18 protein-coding genes are annotated in these 17,067 nt (G+C 74.5%); 6 read left to right on the forward strand and 12 right to left on the reverse strand.

The genetic code is table 11. The features are described 5' to 3' along the window. Positions 1-24 precede the first annotated feature (24 nt). Genes DSM104299_RS16695 through DSM104299_RS16715 form a run of 5 tightly spaced genes read right to left on the reverse strand, consistent with a single transcriptional unit; the run spans position 25 to position 4,970 of the window. A complete protein-coding gene (locus tag DSM104299_RS16695) occupies positions 25-927 on the reverse strand; it encodes an ABC transporter permease (RefSeq protein WP_272472771.1) in 903 nt (300 codons plus the stop codon). After that, positions 924-1,697: an ABC transporter ATP-binding protein gene (locus DSM104299_RS16700; protein WP_272472772.1), complete on the reverse strand. Its 774-nt coding sequence runs from the start codon at positions 1,695-1,697 to the stop codon at positions 924-926. Before DSM104299_RS16700 ends, DSM104299_RS16695 begins: the two co-directional genes overlap by 4 nt. Next, a complete protein-coding gene (locus DSM104299_RS16705) occupies positions 1,694-2,956 on the reverse strand; it encodes an amidohydrolase family protein (protein ID WP_272472773.1) in 1,263 nt (420 codons plus the stop codon). The genes DSM104299_RS16700 and DSM104299_RS16705 overlap by 4 nt, the downstream gene beginning before the upstream one ends. Next, on the reverse strand, positions 2,953-3,807 hold the full coding sequence (locus tag DSM104299_RS16710; RefSeq protein WP_272472774.1) for a hypothetical protein: 855 nt from the start codon (positions 3,805-3,807) through the stop codon (positions 2,953-2,955). Before DSM104299_RS16710 ends, DSM104299_RS16705 begins: the two co-directional genes overlap by 4 nt. Beyond that, the gene (locus DSM104299_RS16715; RefSeq protein WP_272472775.1) at positions 3,804-4,970 is read right to left on the reverse strand and encodes an LLM class flavin-dependent oxidoreductase; all 1,167 of its coding nucleotides are present in this window, start codon (positions 4,968-4,970) and stop codon (positions 3,804-3,806) included. The genes DSM104299_RS16710 and DSM104299_RS16715 overlap by 4 nt, the downstream gene beginning before the upstream one ends. Before the next feature lie 128 nt (positions 4,971-5,098). Here DSM104299_RS16715 and uraH point away from each other — a divergent pair, with 128 nt between their 5' ends. From uraH to allB, 3 genes are read left to right on the forward strand one after another with little or no spacing between them, the layout of a single operon-like run. Then, positions 5,099-5,443, forward strand: coding sequence for a hydroxyisourate hydrolase (gene uraH, locus DSM104299_RS16720; RefSeq protein ID WP_272472776.1), 345 nt, complete (start codon positions 5,099-5,101; stop codon positions 5,441-5,443). Further along, positions 5,443-6,672 (forward strand): allantoate amidohydrolase, encoded by a 1,230-nt coding sequence (locus DSM104299_RS16725; RefSeq protein WP_272472777.1) that lies wholly within the window; start codon positions 5,443-5,445, stop codon positions 6,670-6,672. The genes uraH and DSM104299_RS16725 overlap by 1 nt, the downstream gene beginning before the upstream one ends. Further along, positions 6,669-8,021 (forward strand): allantoinase AllB, encoded by a 1,353-nt coding sequence (gene allB, locus DSM104299_RS16730; protein ID WP_272472778.1) that lies wholly within the window; start codon positions 6,669-6,671, stop codon positions 8,019-8,021. The genes DSM104299_RS16725 and allB overlap by 4 nt, the downstream gene beginning before the upstream one ends. A 3-nt stretch (positions 8,022-8,024) precedes the next feature. Here allB and DSM104299_RS16735 read toward each other — a convergent pair whose 3' ends face one another. Together DSM104299_RS16735 and DSM104299_RS16740 are read right to left on the reverse strand one after the other, a co-directional pair. After that, positions 8,025-8,609: a nucleotidyltransferase family protein gene (locus DSM104299_RS16735; protein WP_272472779.1), complete on the reverse strand. Its 585-nt coding sequence runs from the start codon at positions 8,607-8,609 to the stop codon at positions 8,025-8,027. Continuing rightward, on the reverse strand, positions 8,600-9,088 hold the full coding sequence (locus DSM104299_RS16740; protein ID WP_272472780.1) for a MarR family winged helix-turn-helix transcriptional regulator: 489 nt from the start codon (positions 9,086-9,088) through the stop codon (positions 8,600-8,602). The genes DSM104299_RS16735 and DSM104299_RS16740 overlap by 10 nt, the downstream gene beginning before the upstream one ends. 69 nt (positions 9,089-9,157) lie before the next feature. Here DSM104299_RS16740 and DSM104299_RS16745 point away from each other — a divergent pair, with 69 nt between their 5' ends. Continuing rightward, on the forward strand, positions 9,158-10,078 hold the full coding sequence (locus DSM104299_RS16745; RefSeq protein ID WP_272472781.1) for an EamA family transporter: 921 nt from the start codon (positions 9,158-9,160) through the stop codon (positions 10,076-10,078). Here the strand turns inward: DSM104299_RS16745 and DSM104299_RS16750 are convergent. From DSM104299_RS16750 to DSM104299_RS16760, 3 genes are read right to left on the reverse strand one after another with little or no spacing between them, the layout of a single operon-like run. Beyond that, positions 9,993-10,721 carry a class I SAM-dependent methyltransferase gene (locus DSM104299_RS16750; RefSeq protein ID WP_272472782.1) on the reverse strand — a complete coding sequence of 243 codons (729 nt, stop codon included), beginning with the start codon at positions 10,719-10,721 and terminating at the stop codon, positions 9,993-9,995. The two genes, DSM104299_RS16745 and DSM104299_RS16750, sit on opposite strands and share 86 nt — an antisense overlap. Beyond that, positions 10,714-11,388, reverse strand: coding sequence for an enoyl-CoA hydratase-related protein (locus DSM104299_RS16755; RefSeq protein WP_272472783.1), 675 nt, complete (start codon positions 11,386-11,388; stop codon positions 10,714-10,716). Before DSM104299_RS16755 ends, DSM104299_RS16750 begins: the two co-directional genes overlap by 8 nt. An 11-nt stretch (positions 11,389-11,399) precedes the next feature. Next, positions 11,400-12,275: a M48 family metalloprotease gene (locus DSM104299_RS16760; protein ID WP_272472784.1), complete on the reverse strand. Its 876-nt coding sequence runs from the start codon at positions 12,273-12,275 to the stop codon at positions 11,400-11,402. A gap of 105 nt (positions 12,276-12,380) precedes the next feature. On the opposite strand from DSM104299_RS16760, the gene DSM104299_RS16765 reads away from it, so the two are divergent. Beyond that, positions 12,381-12,881, forward strand: coding sequence for a MarR family transcriptional regulator (locus tag DSM104299_RS16765; RefSeq protein ID WP_272472785.1), 501 nt, complete (start codon positions 12,381-12,383; stop codon positions 12,879-12,881). Then, positions 12,878-14,413, forward strand: a complete 1,536-nt coding sequence (locus tag DSM104299_RS16770; protein WP_272472786.1) for a DHA2 family efflux MFS transporter permease subunit — start codon at positions 12,878-12,880, stop codon at positions 14,411-14,413. Before DSM104299_RS16765 ends, DSM104299_RS16770 begins: the two co-directional genes overlap by 4 nt. Here the strand turns inward: DSM104299_RS16770 and DSM104299_RS16775 are convergent. Both DSM104299_RS16775 and DSM104299_RS16780 read right to left on the reverse strand, forming a co-directional pair. Continuing rightward, positions 14,410-15,396: an NADPH:quinone oxidoreductase family protein gene (locus DSM104299_RS16775; RefSeq protein ID WP_272472787.1), complete on the reverse strand. Its 987-nt coding sequence runs from the start codon at positions 15,394-15,396 to the stop codon at positions 14,410-14,412. The genes DSM104299_RS16770 and DSM104299_RS16775 overlap by 4 nt on opposite strands. A gap of 93 nt (positions 15,397-15,489) precedes the next feature. Continuing rightward, positions 15,490-17,067: an asparaginase domain-containing protein gene (locus DSM104299_RS16780; RefSeq protein WP_272472788.1), complete on the reverse strand. Its 1,578-nt coding sequence runs from the start codon at positions 17,065-17,067 to the stop codon at positions 15,490-15,492.

Below are 17,067 nucleotides of genomic sequence, written 5' to 3' on the forward strand. Positions count from 1 at the left end.
TCCATTCCATGGTGTGTGTGCGTGTCAACGGGGTGCGCGTGTTGCCGTGTGCCAGCGGCCGACGACGCGGCGCTCCAGCCACGTGACGGCCAGGAACACGACGATCCCCAGCAAGGACGACAAGATGACCGCCGCGTACAGGCGCTCGGACTCGAGCTCCGACGCGTAGGTGTTCATCAACACGCCGATGCCCGGCGTGCCCTGCTGGAAGAAGAAGTCGCCGACGACGGCGCCGATGACCGAGGCGCCCGCGGCGATCCGCAGCCCGGTGAAGATCGCGGGCATCGCGGCCGGCAGCTGCAGCTTGACCAGGCGCGTGATCCGCCCACCCTTGTGCAGGCTGAACAGGTCATGGTGGCCCTGGTCGACCGAGAGCAGGCCGAACAGGGTGTTGGTGATGACCGGGAACAGCGCGATCAGCACGACGACCAGCACGCGGCTGGAGAAGTCATAGCCCAACGTGAAGCCGATAAGCGGCACGATCGCCAGGACCGGGATCGTCTGGAGCACGACCGCGTACGGGTAGAGCGAGCGCTCCACCCACTTGGCCTGCGACATCGCGATCGCCGTGCTCATGCCGATGACGATCGACAGCGCGAGCCCCACCATCGCCGCCTTCGCGGTCAGCCACAGGCCGGTGAACAGCTCGGCGCGGTTGTGGGCGTCCAGGAACGCGACGTCCACCACGGCCCACGGCGCCGGCAGCAGGAACTGCTTGTCCTCGGCCAGGATGACCTGGCTGACGAGGATCCAGGCGCCCAGCACCACCAGGAACACCAGCAGCGGCGGGATCACGACGGCGAGCATCGACGTCCCGCGCTCGCGCAGCGCCAGGCGCCCGCCGGCGCCGCCCATCGCGGTCGGCGCGGCCTCGGCCTCGGCGGCCGCGTCGGCGCCCGGAGAGCCCTGGACCGGCATGGCGCTCATGCGTAGGCCCCCCGCAGCGCGGCCGAGACCCTGCCCGACAGCTCCGCGAACGCCGGGTCGAAGCGCAGCTCCGGGCGCCGCGGGTAGGCGAACGGGATGGCGAAGTCCCCGACGATCCGGCCCGGCCGCGCGCTCATCACCAGCACCCGGGTGGACAGGAACACGGCCTCGGCGATCGAGTGCGTGATGAACAGGCCCGCGAAGCGCTCGCGCTCGAACAGCGCCAGCAGCTCGTCGTTGAGCCGCTCGCGCGTGATCTCGTCCAGCGCGCCGAACGGCTCGTCGAACAGGAACGTCGAGGGCTGGAGCGTCAGCGCCCGCGCCAGCGACGCGCGCATCTTCATCCCGCCCGACAGCGACTTGGGGTACTTGTCCTCGAAGCCGGTCAGCCCCACCAGCTCGATCGCCCGGGCCGCGGCGGCCCGCCGCTCGGCGCGCGACATCCCCTCCAGCTCGCCCAGCAGCTCGACGTTGCCGCGGACGGTGCGCCACGGCAGCAGCGTCGCGTCCTGGAAGACGTAGCCGAGGTTGCCGGGCCCGAGCGCGACCGACCCGCCGGTCGCGTCCAGCAGGCCGGCGGTGATCTTCAACAGCGTGGACTTGCCACAGCCCGACGGCCCGACGATCGAGACGAACTCGCCGGGGGCGACGGAGAACGACGCCTCCTGGACCGCCTGGGTGCCGTCGGCGAACCGCATCGCGACGGCGTCGAAGGTGAGGCCGGGCGCGGTCGCGGAGCCGGGTGGCGCGGTGATGGTCTGCGTGCTCATGAGGTGAGTGCTGGGACGGTGGACGAGGGCTCCAGCACGGTGCGCACCTCGGTGCGGGCGACGCAGCGGCCGGCGTGGATGACGAAGCGGTGCTCGGAGCCGCGCGCGATCGCGTCGGCCAGCGACGCGCCGTGCACGGCGAGGATCTCGGCGGGCGCGCCGGGCACGAGCGCGACGGCCGGCAGGCCCATCGCGGCGCGCGCGTCCGTGCTGACGCGCGCCCACGCCTCCTCGGGCGTGAGGTGCGCGGCCATGACCATCAGCGCGGCGGTCTCCAGCGGGTCGGAGCGCCCGACGCAGTTGAAGGGGTCGCGCACGTTGTCGGCGCCGGCGGCGACGGTGACGCCGGCGTCCAGCAGCGCGCGCACGGCGGTCAGCCCGCGCGGCGGCGCCGCGGCGACCTCGCGCGCCTGCAAGTACAGGTTGGTCTGCGGGAGCGCGACGACCGCGACGCCCGCGTCGGCCAGCTCGCGCGCGACGAGCGCCTGGACCTCCGGCGTCTGGACGCCGAGCGAGACGCAGTGCGACGCGACCGCGCCGGCGACGAACCCGCGCTCGACGACCATGCGCGCGAGGTCGCGCACCGCGAGGGCGCGCGGGTCGAGCGTCTCGTCGGAGTGCAGGTCGATCGGCGTGCCGGCCAGCTCGGCGGCGTCCAGCGCCGCGGCGGTCGCGCCGACCGGGTCGGGGTCCAGGTGCGGGCAGCCGCCGGCGACGTCGGCGCCCGCGTCCAGGGCCGCGGCCAGCAGCTCGCGGTTCTCGGCGCCCTCGGGCCCGGTCAGCGGCGGCGAGATCAGCGCGACGATCTGCAGCTGCGCGAGCTGCTGCTCGGCCAATTCCTCGCGCAGCGCGACGAGCGCGTGCAGGCCCCGCAGCCCGATGCCCGGCCCGACGTCGACGTGCGTCCGGATCGCGGTCGTGCCGTGGACGACCAGCTCGTGCGCGGCGGCGCGGGCGCGCCCGAGGATCTCGGCCTCGTCCAGCGTCGGCCGGTAGGCGTGCCAGGCGGCGATCGCGCCGACGAGGTCGCCGGCTGGGTTCGGCGCGGCGGCGGCGCTCAACGCCTTGTCCAGGTGCGCGTGCGGCTCGGCCGGCGCCGGCAGGAGCACCATGTCGAAGCACGCGACCACGGTGTCGGCGGGCGACGGCGTGACGTCGGCCTCCGCGTGCACGATCGCGCCGGTCGCCGCGTCGACCCGCACGTCCAGGCGCGCGCCGGCCGCGTCGACGCCCCCGCGCAGCAGCAACGTCGCGTTCACGTGCCCTCCCCTCCGCCCAAGGCGTCGGCCGCCAGCGCCAGCGCGCCGGCGACCCGCAGCTCCTCGCCCGGCCCGGCGGCGGCGGTGAGGTCGATGCCGTCGACGCCCTCGACGGCCAGCAGGCCCTCGGCCGTCGCGATCGCGCTGCGCACCGCGCCGCCGACCGGATCGTCGCCGCCGGCCGCCGCGATCGTCGCGACCGGGACCACGGCGCCGGGCACGAACGCAGCCAGGCGCTCCAGCCCGGCCTCGCTGACCACCAGCGGCACGCACACGATGCAGCGCACGCGCGGCGCCAGCGCGCGGACCGCGCCGACGAGGTCCTCCACCTCGCCGGGCTCCGCGGCGTGGTTGACGAAGCAGACGTGCGCCCCCGCCGCCGCCTTGGCCGCCATCCGCGCCGGGCGCCGCTCGCGCGGCGGCGCGCTGGGCGACTCGGCGACGCTGACGAGCATCCCGCTCCCCGCCGCCAGCGCCGCGAGCCTCGTCGAGTCCAGGTCGAAGACCGGCGCGGCCTCCGGCCGCTGGCCGAGCACCGGATGGTCGCCGGTGACGCAGTGCACGGCCGGGACGCCGATCGCCGCCAGGCCCGCCGGCTCGCCCTCGAGCGCGACGCGGTTGCGGTCGCGGCAGGTCAGCGACGCCCACGGACGCACGCCCTCGGCGGCGACGACCTGCGCGCGCAGGACCGGCGGCAGCTGCACGCGCGCCCACGGCGCGTCGCCGAGCAGCGCGGCGTCGGCGTGCCCGGCGACCGCGGCCGCCGCGGCGCGCGTCGCGTCGACGCCCAGCGGATCGGCGTGCACGCCGCCGCACGGGCCGTGCACCATGGTCTTGGGACAGGCGCTCATCGCGTCGCGGTCGCGCCCAGCTCGACGCCCAACCGCGGCATGACCTCCTCGGCCAGCAGCACGAGCTGCTCGTCGATCTCCTCCCGCGTCAGGCCCGGGAACTCCGGGAACAGCAGGACGTGCCGGAGATCCAACTTGTCGCGGAACTCGCCGAGCACCTCGACGACGTCCTCGACCGACCCGACGGCCATCGCCCGCGCCGCGCGCGTCTCCTCCAGCGTCGGCGCGTAGTCGAACGGCAGGTCCTCGCCGTCGTACTGGCCGAAGCGCCCGTACGGCGAGAGGAACTTCACGTACTCGTCGTGGCCGGGGCGCACGCGCGCCATCGCGGCCTCGGTGGTCGCGCCGACGTGGACCATCAGCTGCATCGCGCGGGCCTCGCCGGGCGCCAGGTCGCGGCCGACCTTCGCGGCCTCCTCGGCGAACAGGTCCCACGAGCGCTTCATCCGGTCCGGGCTGGCGAGCGCGAAGACGCCGTGGAACCCCTGCTGCGCGACGTAGCTCAGCGTCCGCGGCGAGCTGACCGGCTGGAAGATCTCGATCGGCCGCGTCGGGCGCGGGACGAGCGTGAGCTCGGTGACGGTCGCGCCGCGGTCCGGGATCCCGGGCGGCGGGTAGACGTGGTGCGTGCCGTTGTAGGAGAACCGCTCCTGCGTCCAGGCGAGCTGGATGACCTCCATCGCCTCCTCGAAGCGCTCGCGGTTGATCGCGTCGAGCTGCTTGGACATGGCGTTGTCGCCGGACGCGACGGGCGCGCCCAAGGTCATCGACTCGCGCGGCACGGTGCCGCGGCCGACGCCGAAGACCATCCGCCCGCCGGTCAGGATGTCGGCGGTCGCGAAGTCCTCGGCGAGCCGCAGCGGATGCCACGTCGGCACGACGTTGAAGGCCTGCCCCATCCGCAGCGACTTGGTGATGTTGGCCAGGTGCAGCCCGAACAGCACGAGGTTGGGCGTGACCTCGTAGCCCTCGTGCTGGAAGTGGTGCTCGGTCAGCCAGAGGGTGTCGTAGCCGAGCTCGTCCGCCAGCTTCGCCCACCCCTGCAGGGACGCGTACGTGCCGACCACGTCGTCGTTGGTGACGCGCCGGTCGGTCGGCGCCGGGGCGCCGGGGCCCGCGTCGGGCATCGGGGCGGTGGCGTAGAAGTGCAGGTCGGTACGCAAGCGGACTCCGTCGGGGAGGGGACCGCGCCGACGGTAGATGTGCAGGACCCGTGAGAATTTGGACGGGTGGATGAACCTTTTGCGACAGACGGTCCAGGAACCGCGGCGCCGTGGGGCCAGGTGGTTGAATGGCGACGGTGAGCGGACGCCTGACGACGCATGTGCTGGATGTGGCGAGCGGGCGGCCGGCCGCCGGCGTGGAGGTCTCGCTGTGGCGCGACGGCGCGCTCGTGGCCTCCGCCACCACCAACGCCGACGGGCGGACCGACGCACCGCTGCTCGACGCGCTCGAGGTCGGCGAGTACGAGCTGCGCTTCGCGGTGGGCGCGTACTTCGCCGCCTCCGGGCTCGCGTCCGACCCGCCGTTCCTGGGCGTCGTCCCGGTCCGGTTCGGGATCGCCGACGCCGGCGCCCATCACCACGTGCCGCTCCTCGTCGCGCCGTGGTCGTACTCGACGTACCGCGGTTCTTAGTGTCCTTCGGTGACGTGATCGTCGAGCGCTGCTGCGCGCTGGCCGGGGTGAGCGAGGAGCCGGGCCGCCTGACGCGCCGCTACGCCACGCCGGCGATGACGCGCGCCAACGCGCTGGTCGGCTCGTGGATGCGCGAGGCGGGGATGACCGCGCGGCTGGACGCCGCCGGCAACCTCGTCGGCCGCCGGCCGGGTCTGGACCCGGACGCCGGGACGCTTCTGCTGGGGTCGCACCTCGACACGGTCCGAGACGCGGGCGCGTTCGACGGCCCGCTCGGCGTCGTGTTGTCCATCGCCTTGGTCCAGCGGCTGCGCGAGGAGGGCGTCGCGCTGCCGTTCGCGATCGACGTCCTCGGCTTCGCCGACGAGGAGGGGCTGCGGTTCGGGACCGCGTACCTGGGGTCGCGCGCGGTCGCGGGGACGTTCGACCCGGCGCTGTTCGACGTCGTCGACGACGACGGCGTGTCGGTGCGCCAGGCGCTGCTCGGCTTCGGCGGCGACCCGGCGGGCATCGGGACCGCGTCGCGCCGCGCCGACGCCGTCCTCGGCTACGTCGAGGTCCACATGGAGCAGGGGCCGGTGCTCGAGGACCGCGGCGCGCCGGTCGGCGTCGTGACCGGGATCGCGGGCGCGACGCGCGTCGAGGTGCGGTTCGCCGGCCAGGCGGGCCACGCCGGCACAATCCCGATGACGCTGCGCCGCGACGCCGCGCCGGCCGTCGCCGAGATCGTCCTGGCCTGCGAGGAGCTGGCGCGCGCGACCGAGGGGCTGCTGGCGACCGTGGGCCGGATGGACGTGCGGCCGGGCGCGCCGAACGTCGTGGCCGGGACCGGGATCGCGTTCCTCGACGTCCGCCACGCCGACGACCGCGTGCGCGCCGAGGCGGTGGCGTCGCTGCGCCAGACCGCCGAGCAGATCGCCGCCGCGCGGCGGCTGGAGCTCACGTGGGACGTCCGGCTCGACAACCCGGCCGTGGCGGTCGACGACCGGCTGACGGCGCGGCTGGTCGACGCGGCCGCCGGGCGCGGGCTGGCGGAGGTCCGCCTGGCGTCGGGCGCGGGTCACGATGGCGTGGCCCTCGCGGCCCTGTGCCCGATCGCGATGCTGTTCGTCCGCTGCGCGGACGGGCTGAGCCATCATCCGGCGGAGTCGGTGTCGGCCGAGGACGCGGCGGTCGCCCTGGACGTGTTGTACGACTTCACGCGCGCGTTGGGATCGTCGTCGGCATGACCTATGACCTGCTCGTCCGCGGTGGTCGCGTGGTCGTGGCCGGCGACCAGCGCGTCGCCGACGTCGGGGTGCTCGACGGCGCGGTGGTGGCGATCGAGCGCGACCTCGCCGGCGCGGCGCGCGAGGAGGTCGACGCGACGGGCTGCGTGGTCCTGCCGGGCGCGGTCGACGCGCACGTCCACCTCAACGACCCGGGCCGCAGCGACTGGGAGGGCTTCGCGACCGGGACGGCGGCGCTGTCCGCCGGCGGGACGACGACCGCGATCGACATGCCGCTCAACGCGATCCCGCCGACGCTGGACGGCGCGTCGTTCGCGCTGAAGGTCGCGGCGGCCGAGGGCGTCGCGCGCGTGGACGTCGCGCTGTGGGGCGGCCTGGTGCCCGGCGACCTCGATCGACTCGATGAGCTCGCTGACGCGGGTGTCGTCGGGTTCAAGGCCTTCATGTCGGGCAGCGGCGTCGCGGAGTTCGAGGCGGCCGACGACCTGACGCTGCTGGAGGGCATGGCGCGGGCGGCGCGGCTCGGGCTGCCCGTGGCGGTGCACGCGGAGAGCGACGCGCTCACGTCGCGCCTCGCCGCCCGCGCGGTCGCCGCCGGCCGGACGTCGATGCGCGACTACCTGGCGTCGCGGCCCGTCGTCGCCGAGCTGGAGGCCATCGGCCGCGCGATCGCGTTCGCCGCGGAGACCGGGTGCGCGCTGCACGTCGTGCACGTCAGCAGCGGCCGCGGCGTCGCGCTGGTCGCCGAGGCGCGGGCGCGCGGGATCGACGTGACGTGCGAGACGTGCCCGCACTACCTCGTGCTCGACGAGGACGACGCGCAGCGGCTGGGCGCCGCCGCCAAGTGCGCGCCGCCGCTGCGCCCGGCGGTCGAGGTCGAGGCCCTCTGGGATCGCGTGCTCGCGCGCGACGTCGACCTGATCGCCACCGACCACTCGCCGTCGCCGGCCGCGTTGAAGGACACGCGCGACGACGCGTTCGCCGCCTGGGGCGGGATCCCGGGCGCGCAGACGCTGACCGCGTTGGTGTATGACAAGGGCGTCGTGGCGCGCGGGCTGGCGCTGGAGCGGCTGGGCATGCTCGTCGCCGGGATGCCGGCGCTGCGCTTCGGGCTCGCGCCGGCCAAGGGCGCCATCGCGGTCGGCGCCGACGCCGACCTGACGATCCTCGACCCCGCGCAGAGCTGGACCGTGGAGCGCGACGCGCTGCTGGACCGCCACAAGCTGAGCCCGTTCGTCGGGATGGCGCTGCGCGGCCGCGTGGTCCGGACCGTGCTGCGTGGGGAGACGATCGCGCGCGACGGCCAGGTCGTCGGCGCGCCGCTCGGCCGCGTGCTGCGGCGGCGCTGAGGCTCAGCCCAGCGCGGCGAGCCGCGCCAGCGCCTCCGGCGTGTCGGCGTCCGCGGGCGAGCCGAGGCCGTCGCAGCGCACATACGCGGCGCCGCGCAGCAGCTCCCGCGCGCCCGTGTCGCCGCGCAGCTCCGCGACCGCCGTGAACAGCGCGGACTCGATCACGCTCGGGTGGCCGGGGACGCCACCGTAGGTCGCCCGGACCGCGAGCGCCTCGGCCGGCGCGCGCGCCTGCACCACGGCCGCGACCGCGGCGCCGCGCAGCAGCGGCTGGTCGCCGAGGACGACGACCACCGCCTCGGCGTCGCGCTCGACCGCGGCCTCCACGCCGCAGCGCAGCGACGCGCTCAGGCCCTCCTCCCACGCCGGGCACACCGCGACGGCCGCCCCGCCCAGGTCCGCGCCGGCCGCGACCGCATCGGCGCGCGCGCCGAGCACGACGACGACGTCCTCCACCCCGCCCTCGCGCAGCGCCGCCAGCGGCCACGTCACCAGCGGCCGTCCGCGGAACGGCACCAGCGGCTTGGGCAGGTCGCCGCCGAAGCGCGACCCCGCGCCGGCGGCCAGCACGACGCCCGTCACGCCCATGACGCCAGGAGCTTGGCCAGCGCGCCGTTGAGCGCCTTGACCTCGCGCTCGCTCAAGGCCGACAACAGCCGCGCCTCGTTGGCCACGTGGTCTTCGACCGCCCTGTCCACGGTCTCGAGCCCCCGCGCCGTCAAGGACACCAACACGCCGCGCCGGTCGTCCGGGTCCGGCGTGCGCTCCACCAGCCCCGCCGCCACGAGCTTGTCCAGGCGCTTGGTCATCCCGCCCGTCGACATCACCAGCCCGCGCGCGAGCGTTCCGGCGCTGAGCCGGTGCGGCGCGCCCGCGCGGCGCAGCGTGGCGAGCACGTCGAACCAGCCGGCCTCCAGGTCGTGGCGCGCGAAGACCGCGAGCAACCGCTCGTCCGCGATCCGCGCCGCGCGCCACAGGCGCGTGAACGTCGCCATCGGCGAGGGATCGAGGTCGGGGCGCTGCTCGCGCCACTGCGCGACGACGTCGTCAGAGCGGTCAACGGCCATGCGCCAGAGCTTACTCTTCCCAAGATGTAACTTGCCAGGAAGCTTTCTACGATGTATCTTCCTGGCAAGATGTCTGGCACGAACTCCTCGCTCACGCCCCTCGCCGCGCTCGGTCCCATGACCTGGGGCACGACCTACGTGGTCACGACGCACCTCCTCCCGCCCGACCGGCCGCTGCTGGCCGGGCTGCTCCGCGCGCTGCCCGCCGGCCTGCTCCTGCTCGCGATCGCCCGCGAGCTCCCCAAGGGCATCTGGATCGGCCGCGCCGCCGTCCTCGGCACGCTGAACATCGGGCTGTTCTTCGCGCTCCTGTTCCTCGCCGCCGAGCGCCTCCCCGGCGGCGTCGCCGCGACCGTCGGCGCGATCCAGCCCCTGCTCGTCGCGCTGCTCGCCTGGCCGCTGCTGCACGAGCGCGCGACGCCGATCCGGATCGCCGCCGCGGTCGCGGGCGCCGGCGGCGTCGCGCTCCTGGTCCTCAAGGCCGGCGCGCACCTCGACGGCGTCGGCCTGCTCGCCGCGCTCGGCGCGACGCTGTCGATGACCTTCGGCACGCTGCTGACCAAGCGCTGGGGCCGGCCCGGCGGACTGCTCGCGTTCACCTCGTGGCAGCTGCTCGCCGGCGCGCTCGTCCTCCTCCCCGCCACAGCGCTGATCGAGGGCGCACCGGCGACCATCACCACCAACAACGTGCTGGGCTTCGCGTACCTGACGCTCGTCGGGACGGCGGGCGCGTACGTCCTGTGGTTCTGGGGCCTCAGCCGGATGCCCGCCGCCGCGGCGTCGATGCTGCCGCTGCTCAGCCCGGTCGTCGCGCTCGTCGTCGGCGTCGCGCTCGACGGCGAGGCCATGACGGCGCCGCAGCTCGCCGGCGCCGCGCTGGTGCTCGCCGCCGTGCTGACGAGCGTCAGCCGGACGCCGAAGCGCCGCGCGACCGCGGCGTCAGGGCGTGCAGCGCGACGTCCTCGTCGGGCCGTCGTGACACCACGCTGAACGTCGCGCGCGCGGCGGCGAGGAAGTCGCGCGTGCCGGCGCGCCGCGGATCGGCCAGCCGCAGCACGCCGCCGGGCGCCAGCAGGCGCGGCCAGAGCCGGAGGGCGATCTCGACGTTCGCGCGCGTGTAGAGGACGTCGGCGGCCAGGACGACGTCGAACGGCCCGCGCGCGACGAGCGCCTCGCCCTGCTGCGCCCAGTCGACCACGGCCACGTCGGCGACGACCGCGTTGAGCGCCAGCGCGTGCGCGCAGAAGGCCACCGCGTCCGGCGCGCCGTCGGTGGCCAGGACCGTCGCGCCGGCGCGCGCCGCCACGACGCTCGGCGCGCCGAGCCCGCACCCGAGCTCCAGGACGCGAGCGCGGGGCGCCGGCGGCTCCTCCGCCAGCCACGCCGCCAGCGCCAGCCCGCTCGGCCACGGCCGCGCCCAGTAGGGCACCGGCCGTCCCGCGCCGCCCTCCTCGTGGCGCAGCTGCTCCCAGTCGCGCGGCGCGACCAGGTCCACGTCCTCGCCGCCGACGGCGAAGCGCTGGACCGAGATGTCCAACAACGCCGGCGGCAGCTCCGCGACGTCCACGCCGCGCAGCCCGCTCAGCTGCTCGCCGAGCGATACCTCCAGCACGCCGAGGGCGTCGTCAGCCAAACGCGATCGGCGTCTGGTCGCGCAGCAGGGCGAGCGTCTCGGGGTACATCCCCTCCTTGATCGCGCCCAGCGTCGGACCGTGCTTGGCCGCGAGCGCTGCCGCGCGCTCGACGGCCGCGCCGACGACCTCGTCCTCGGCGACCGCGGCGTCGACGATCCCGGCGGCGGCCGCGTCGGAGCCGCCGTAGCGGCGCCCGGTCGTCATCGCCTCGTGCGCGCTCTTCTTCGACAGGCGCGCCTGGATCAGCGCCGCCATCGACGGCGTGAACGGGATGTGGATGTCGACCTCGGGCAGGCAGAAGAACCCGCGGTCGGCGCGCATCACGCGGAAGTCGTGGGCGACGGCGAACATCGCGCCGGCCGCGAAGCAGTGCCCCTGGATCGCCGCGACGGTCGGGACCGGCAGCGCCAGCATCTGCCCGAGCAGCGCGTGCACGCGCGGCACGAACGCGGGCACCTCGCCCGTGTTCGCGCCCATCCACTCGAGGTCGAGCCCGTTGGACCAGATCTTGCCGCCGGCCGTCGTCACCAGCGCCCGGGGCTCCGGCGCCGCCGCGACCTCGTCGAGCAGCGCCGACACGGCGCCGACCCAGTCGGGGTTGAACCGGTTCTCGTCGTCGCCGAGATGGAGGAGGTAGACGTCGCCTTCGCGATCCAGGGTGGGCATGGCGCGGCAGACTAGCCACGCGGCGACGCTGCGCGCGTCGTGACCATCCGCCGCTCCAGCCGCTCCAACGCGGCGACGCGCTTCGCGATGCTCGGGTGCGTCGTCAGGACCCGCCAGCGCGAGTCCTCGACCGCGACGAGGTGCAGCGCGTCGCGGGCGGCGACGAGGCGCAGGTCCTCGGTGGGCAGCGCCCCGATCGCGCCCGACACCTTCATCAACGCCGAGGCCAGCGCGCTGGGCCGGCCGGTCAGCGCGGCGGCGCCGGCGTCGGCGGTCAGCTCGCGGTGGCGGGACAGCGCCGAGTTGCCGACCTCGGAGATCGTGCCGATGGCGAAGCCCAGCACCCGCCCGGCCACCAGCGGCCCGAAGGCCCAGCTGCCGCGGTGCGCGCCCTCGAGCATCGCGATGCCGGGCAGCCCGACGACGGTCATGACCGTCGCGTCGTGGTGGGCGACGTGGCTGAGCTCGTGCGCGACGACCGCCTCGAGCTCGGCCGGCTCGAGCAGGTCCAGCAGCCCGCGCGTCACGTGCAGCCGCGGGCGCCGGCCCGGCGGGTCCACGATCCACGAGTTCGGCTGGCGCTCCTCGTCGAGCGCGATCTCCGGGCGCGGCAGGTCGGCGGCGACGCAGAGGCGATCCACGATGCCCTGCAACTCGAGCTCCTCCCCCTCCGCGAGCAGCTGCGCGTCGGAGCCGCGCCGCTGGTCGCGCACCGCCATCACCAGGCCGATCAGCGCGGTGGCGCCGAGGGCCAGGACCCCCTTCAGCGGCAGCACGGCGACGCAGACCGCGACGAGCGCGACGACGCTGAGCGGCGTCAGCACGATCGCGACCAGCATCCGCGCCTGGAGCCCACGGTCCGGAGGGAACAGCTCACGACGGCGCATAGCGGTGAGCATACCCGCGTATCGGCGCGGGCACCAGCGACAGCGAACGTCCGCGCAAAGACCTGCGCTGGCGCAATCCTTGCGTTGCCGTTACTATTTGCGCCGATGCAAACGAAGGCGACCATCACGCCCGAGCAGCTGGCCGACGTCATGGCCCGCTTCCTGATGTCCGCGATGAAGACCGCGCAGACCGAGGTCTTCCACGTCGTCGAGGAGCTCGAGCTCTCGATGACCCAGCTCAAGATCCTGCACATCCTGGATGGCAGCGAGCGCGAGCTCACGCCGTCCGAGCTGGCGCAGTTCGTCGGGCTCTCCCCCGCGGCCACCGGCCGCGCGGTCGACGCCCTGACACGGGCCGGCCTCGTCTCGCGGCGCGAGGACGACACCGACCGGCGCGTCAAGCGGCTCACGCTGACGACGACCGGCAACGCCGCGATCACCCACATCTCGGAGGCGCGCGTGAAGGCCCTCACGCGCGTCGTCGAGACGCTCGACGGCGAACAGCGCGACGCCCTCGCCGCCGCGCTCGCCCCTCTCCTCCCCGACCCTCCCTACGACCCCGCGTGCGCGCTGCACTCGCCCACGCAGGAGGACCCCGACGCATGACCTCCCCACCCGCTCCCCAGGCCAAGGTCTTCGACAAGGCCCTCATCAGCATCTCGATCGTCGTGGTGCTCGGCACCTTCATGTCCATCCTGGACACGACGATCGTCAACGTCGCGATCAACACGCTGTCGCGCGACTTCAACACCGACCTCGCGACGATCCAGTGGGTCTCGACGGGCTACATGCTCGCCCTCGCGACGGTCATCCCGCTCACCGGCTGGGCCGCCGACCGCTTCGGCACCAAGCGCTTGTACATGGTCTCGATCGGCCTGTTCCTCGTCGGCTCGGCCCTGTCGGGCATGGCGTGGTCGGCGGGATCGCTGATCGCGTTCCGCGTCGTGCAGGGTCTCGGCGGCGGCATGATCATGCCCGCCGGCATGACGATCCTGTCCCGGGCGGCCGGCCCGCAGCGCATGGGCCGCGTCATGGGCATCGTCGGCGTCCCGATGCTGATGGGCCCGATCATCGGGCCGATCCTCGGCGGCTGGCTCGTCGACGACGTGTCCTGGCGCTGGATCTTCTACGTCAACATCCCGATCGGCGCCCTCGCGCTGACCGCCGCGGCGCGCCTGCTGCCGCGCGACGAGCCGGCCGCGCACGAGCGCCTCGACGTGCTCGGGCTGCTCCTGCTCTCCCCCGGCCTCGCCGCGTTCGTGTACGGGTTGGCCGAGACGTCGTCGAGCGGTGGCCTCGGCGCGACCAAGGCGTGGCTGCCGATGATCGTCGGGGCGACGCTGATCGGCTCGTTCATCGTCCACGCCGCCCGCCACGCGTGGCCGCTGATCGACGTCAAGCTGTTCAAGAACCGGACGATGAGCGCGGCGTCGGCGACGACGTTCTCGTTCGCCGCCGCGATGTTCGGCGCCATGTTCATGCTGCCGCTCTACTACCAGGTGGTCCGCGGGCAATCGGCGCTGGACGCCGGCCTGCTGCTCGCGCCGCAGGGCGTGGGCGCCGCGATCATGATGCCGATCGCCGGCAAGCTCACCGACGAGGTGGGCCCGGGCAAGATCGTGCTCGGCGGACTGTCGCTGCTGTTCGTCGGGATGCTCGGCTTCACCCAGGTGACCGACGACACGTCCTTCTGGCTGCTGGGCGGCGCCCAGTTCGTGCTGGGCCTGGGCATGGGCGCGTCGATGATGCCGGCGATGAGCGCGGCGTACCAGACGCTGCAGCGCCAGCAGCTGGCGCGGGCGACCACGGCGCTGAACATCATCCAGCGCGTCGGCGGCTCGATCGGCACCGCGTTGCTGTCGGTGGTGCTGACCCACCAGCTGTCCAGCCGCCTGCCCAGCGGCAGCGGAGGCGGTCTGAGCGCCGCGCAGTCGGTGCCGGGCGACGCTCGCGCGCAGGTCGCGCCGAAGATCGCCGATGCGTTCGGCCACACGTTCGTGTGGGCCGCGGCGATCATCGCGCTCGCGGTGATCCCGGCGCTGCTGCTGCCGCGCCACAAGCCCGAGCCGGTCGAGCAGACCGCACCCGGCGCGGCGCCCGTCGGCGAGGCCGAGGCGCCGGTCCTGGTCGAGGTCTAGCGGACGTCGAGCACGACCTTCCCCACCGCACCACGGCCGTCGATGACCTTCAGGGCGTCGGCGGCCTGGTCGAGTCCGAAGCGCTGGCCGACGATCGGCTTGACGAACCCGCCGGCGATCAGCGCGTCGATCGCCGCGCCGGTCTGCCGGTTGACGTCGGGCTTGCTCAAGATGTAGGCCCCCCAGCCGGCGCCGATCACCTCGGTGTTGTTCAACAGCAGGCGGTTGACCTTCACCTCGGGGATGGAGCCGCCGGTGAAGCCGACGACGACGACCCGGCCGCCCTCGGCCAGCGACCGCAGGGAGTCGGTGAAGCGATCGCCGCCGACCGGGTCGAGCACGAGGTCGACGCCGCCGCCCGACAGCTCCTTGGCCTCGTCCTTCCACGCGCCGTCGGATCGGACGACGTGGTCGGCGCCCGCCTGCTCGGCGATCGCCGCCTTCTCGTCGGTGGAGACGACCGCGATCGTGGTCGCGCCCAGGCCCTTGGCGACCTGGAGCGCGGCGGTCCCGACGCCACCGGCCGCGCCGTGGACGACGACGCTCTCGCCCTCCGTCAGACGGCCGCGGAGCTTCAGCGCGAAGTAGGCCGTGTGGTAGTTGAGGATCAACGACGCGCCCTGCGCGAAGTCCAGCGCGTCGGGGAGCTTGAAGGTCAGGAAGTCGGGCGCGACCGCGACCTCGGCGAAGCCGCCGAGCATGCAGAACGCCGCGACGCGGTCGCCGGGCGCGAAGCCCGAGCCCTCGCTCGCGGCGCGCACGACGCCGCCGACCTCGCTGCCCGGGACGAACGGCAGCGGCGGCTTGATCTGGTACTCGCCCCGCGTCTGCAGCACCTCGGGGAACGACACGCCGGCCACGTGCACGTCGACCAGCACGCCCGCGCCGGGCGTCACCGGATGCTCCGGAGCGGGCTCCGGGACATCGACGATCTTCAGGGCCGTGTCCGGGCCGGTCAGCTCGGTGATCTGGAGGGCGCGCATGCCGCGCACCTTAACTTGAAACCAAGTTCAAGTGCAGCGCGCGAGCGAGCCCCAGCGAGCTCGCGCAAGGTGGATCGAGCCGCTAGGCGAGGCTCACCCGTCGTCCTGGGAGAACGCCCAACGCGTCTCTTCCACGTCGAGCCCGGCCGACAGGCAGGCCAGCAGCTTCATCCGGATCGCTTGCGGCGACAGGAAGCCGGCCGGGATGATCTTCGTCCCGCGCAGGTCGCGCTCCGATCCGGCGTAGCCGTAGGTCGCGTTGAGCACGACGCCGCGCTCCGGACGGCAGTAGGCGACGATCGGGATGTCGGTCGCGGCCTGCGCCCAGATCTCCAGGACCTCGGGCGCCAGGTGGCCGGCGCCGAGCGTCCCGAGCACGATGCCGTCGGGCGACGTCGCCAGCGCGGCGCGGGCGAGCGAGCCGTCGTCGCCGGACGTGGACGGCACGATGTGCACGCGCTTGTCGAGCACCGGCGGGTCGAGCGGCGGGTTGCGCGGGATGCGCGACCAGATCGTCGGGTGGCCCTCGGTGACGCGGCCCAGCGGGCCGGTCTGCGGTGAGGAGAACGCGACGAGCGACGTCGTGTCGGTCTTGCGCGCGCAGCGGGCGTGGTGGATCTCGCCGCCGAAGACGACCAGCACGCCCATGCCCGCGGCGGGCGCGCTCGCCGCGACGCTCACGGCGTCGACGAGGTTCGCCGGGCCGTCGGCGCCGGCCGCGTTCGACGGCCGGATCGCGCCGGTGAAGACGATCGGCGCGTCCGCGTCGTGCAGGACGTCGCACAGCATCGCGGTCTCCTCGAGCACGTCGGTGCCGTGGGTGACGACGACGCCGATGCCGCGCCGGGACGCGTCGCGCGCGGCGCGGCAGACCTGGAGCTGGTCGGCGAGCGTCAGGTGCGCGGACGGCTTGTTGAGGACCGTGATCGCCTCGAGGTCGGGGAACGCCTGGAGGCCCGGGACGCTCGCGACGAGTGCCGCAGCGTCCAGCTCGGGCCGGGCCCCGTCGCCCTCGCCGATCATGGCGATGGTGCCTCCGGCGGTCAGGATCCGGACGCGCCGGACGGGAGCAGTGCTGCGGTCAGTCGCGGTCAACATCTGCGGACGAGGGTACCTGGCGGCGGCGAGCCCGGCCGTGCCGGCGCGGCGCGTGCCGTCGACCACGAGTTGCGCCGCAGCGCGCGGGTCCTGCGCGGCGATGTAGGCGTCCTCGGCCGGCATCCACTCGCCGGTCCACGTGGTCCGCATCGCCTCGCCGTCGCGTGCGACGCCGCGGGCGAGCCGGACGTCGTAGGGCGCCTCGACCCAGATCCGGAAGTCATAGGCGTCGCGCAGGGCGTGCTCGGTGGAGTAGGTGCCCTCGACGATGACCAGGACGCCGGTCGGGACGTCGTGCCACTCGGCGAGCGCGTCGGTCGGCCAGTCGTAGCGCTGGTAGCGGGCGGCCCGGCCGTCGCGCAGCGGCGCGACGACCTGCGCGAGGACGCGCGGCAGGTCGTAGTTGCCGCCGGCGGTGTGCGGCGGGACGTGGCGCTGCGCGCTCGGCCGGTAGAAGTCGTCCATCTCGACCACGACCCCGCCGCGCTCGGCGGCGAGGCGCCGGGCGAGCGTCGACTTGCCGGACCCGCCCCGGCCGTCGACGGCGACGAGGCGGACGTCCTCCGGAAGCAT

The organism is Baekduia alba (assembly GCF_028416635.1).
GTDB lineage: Bacteria > Actinomycetota > Thermoleophilia > Solirubrobacterales > Solirubrobacteraceae > Baekduia > Baekduia alba.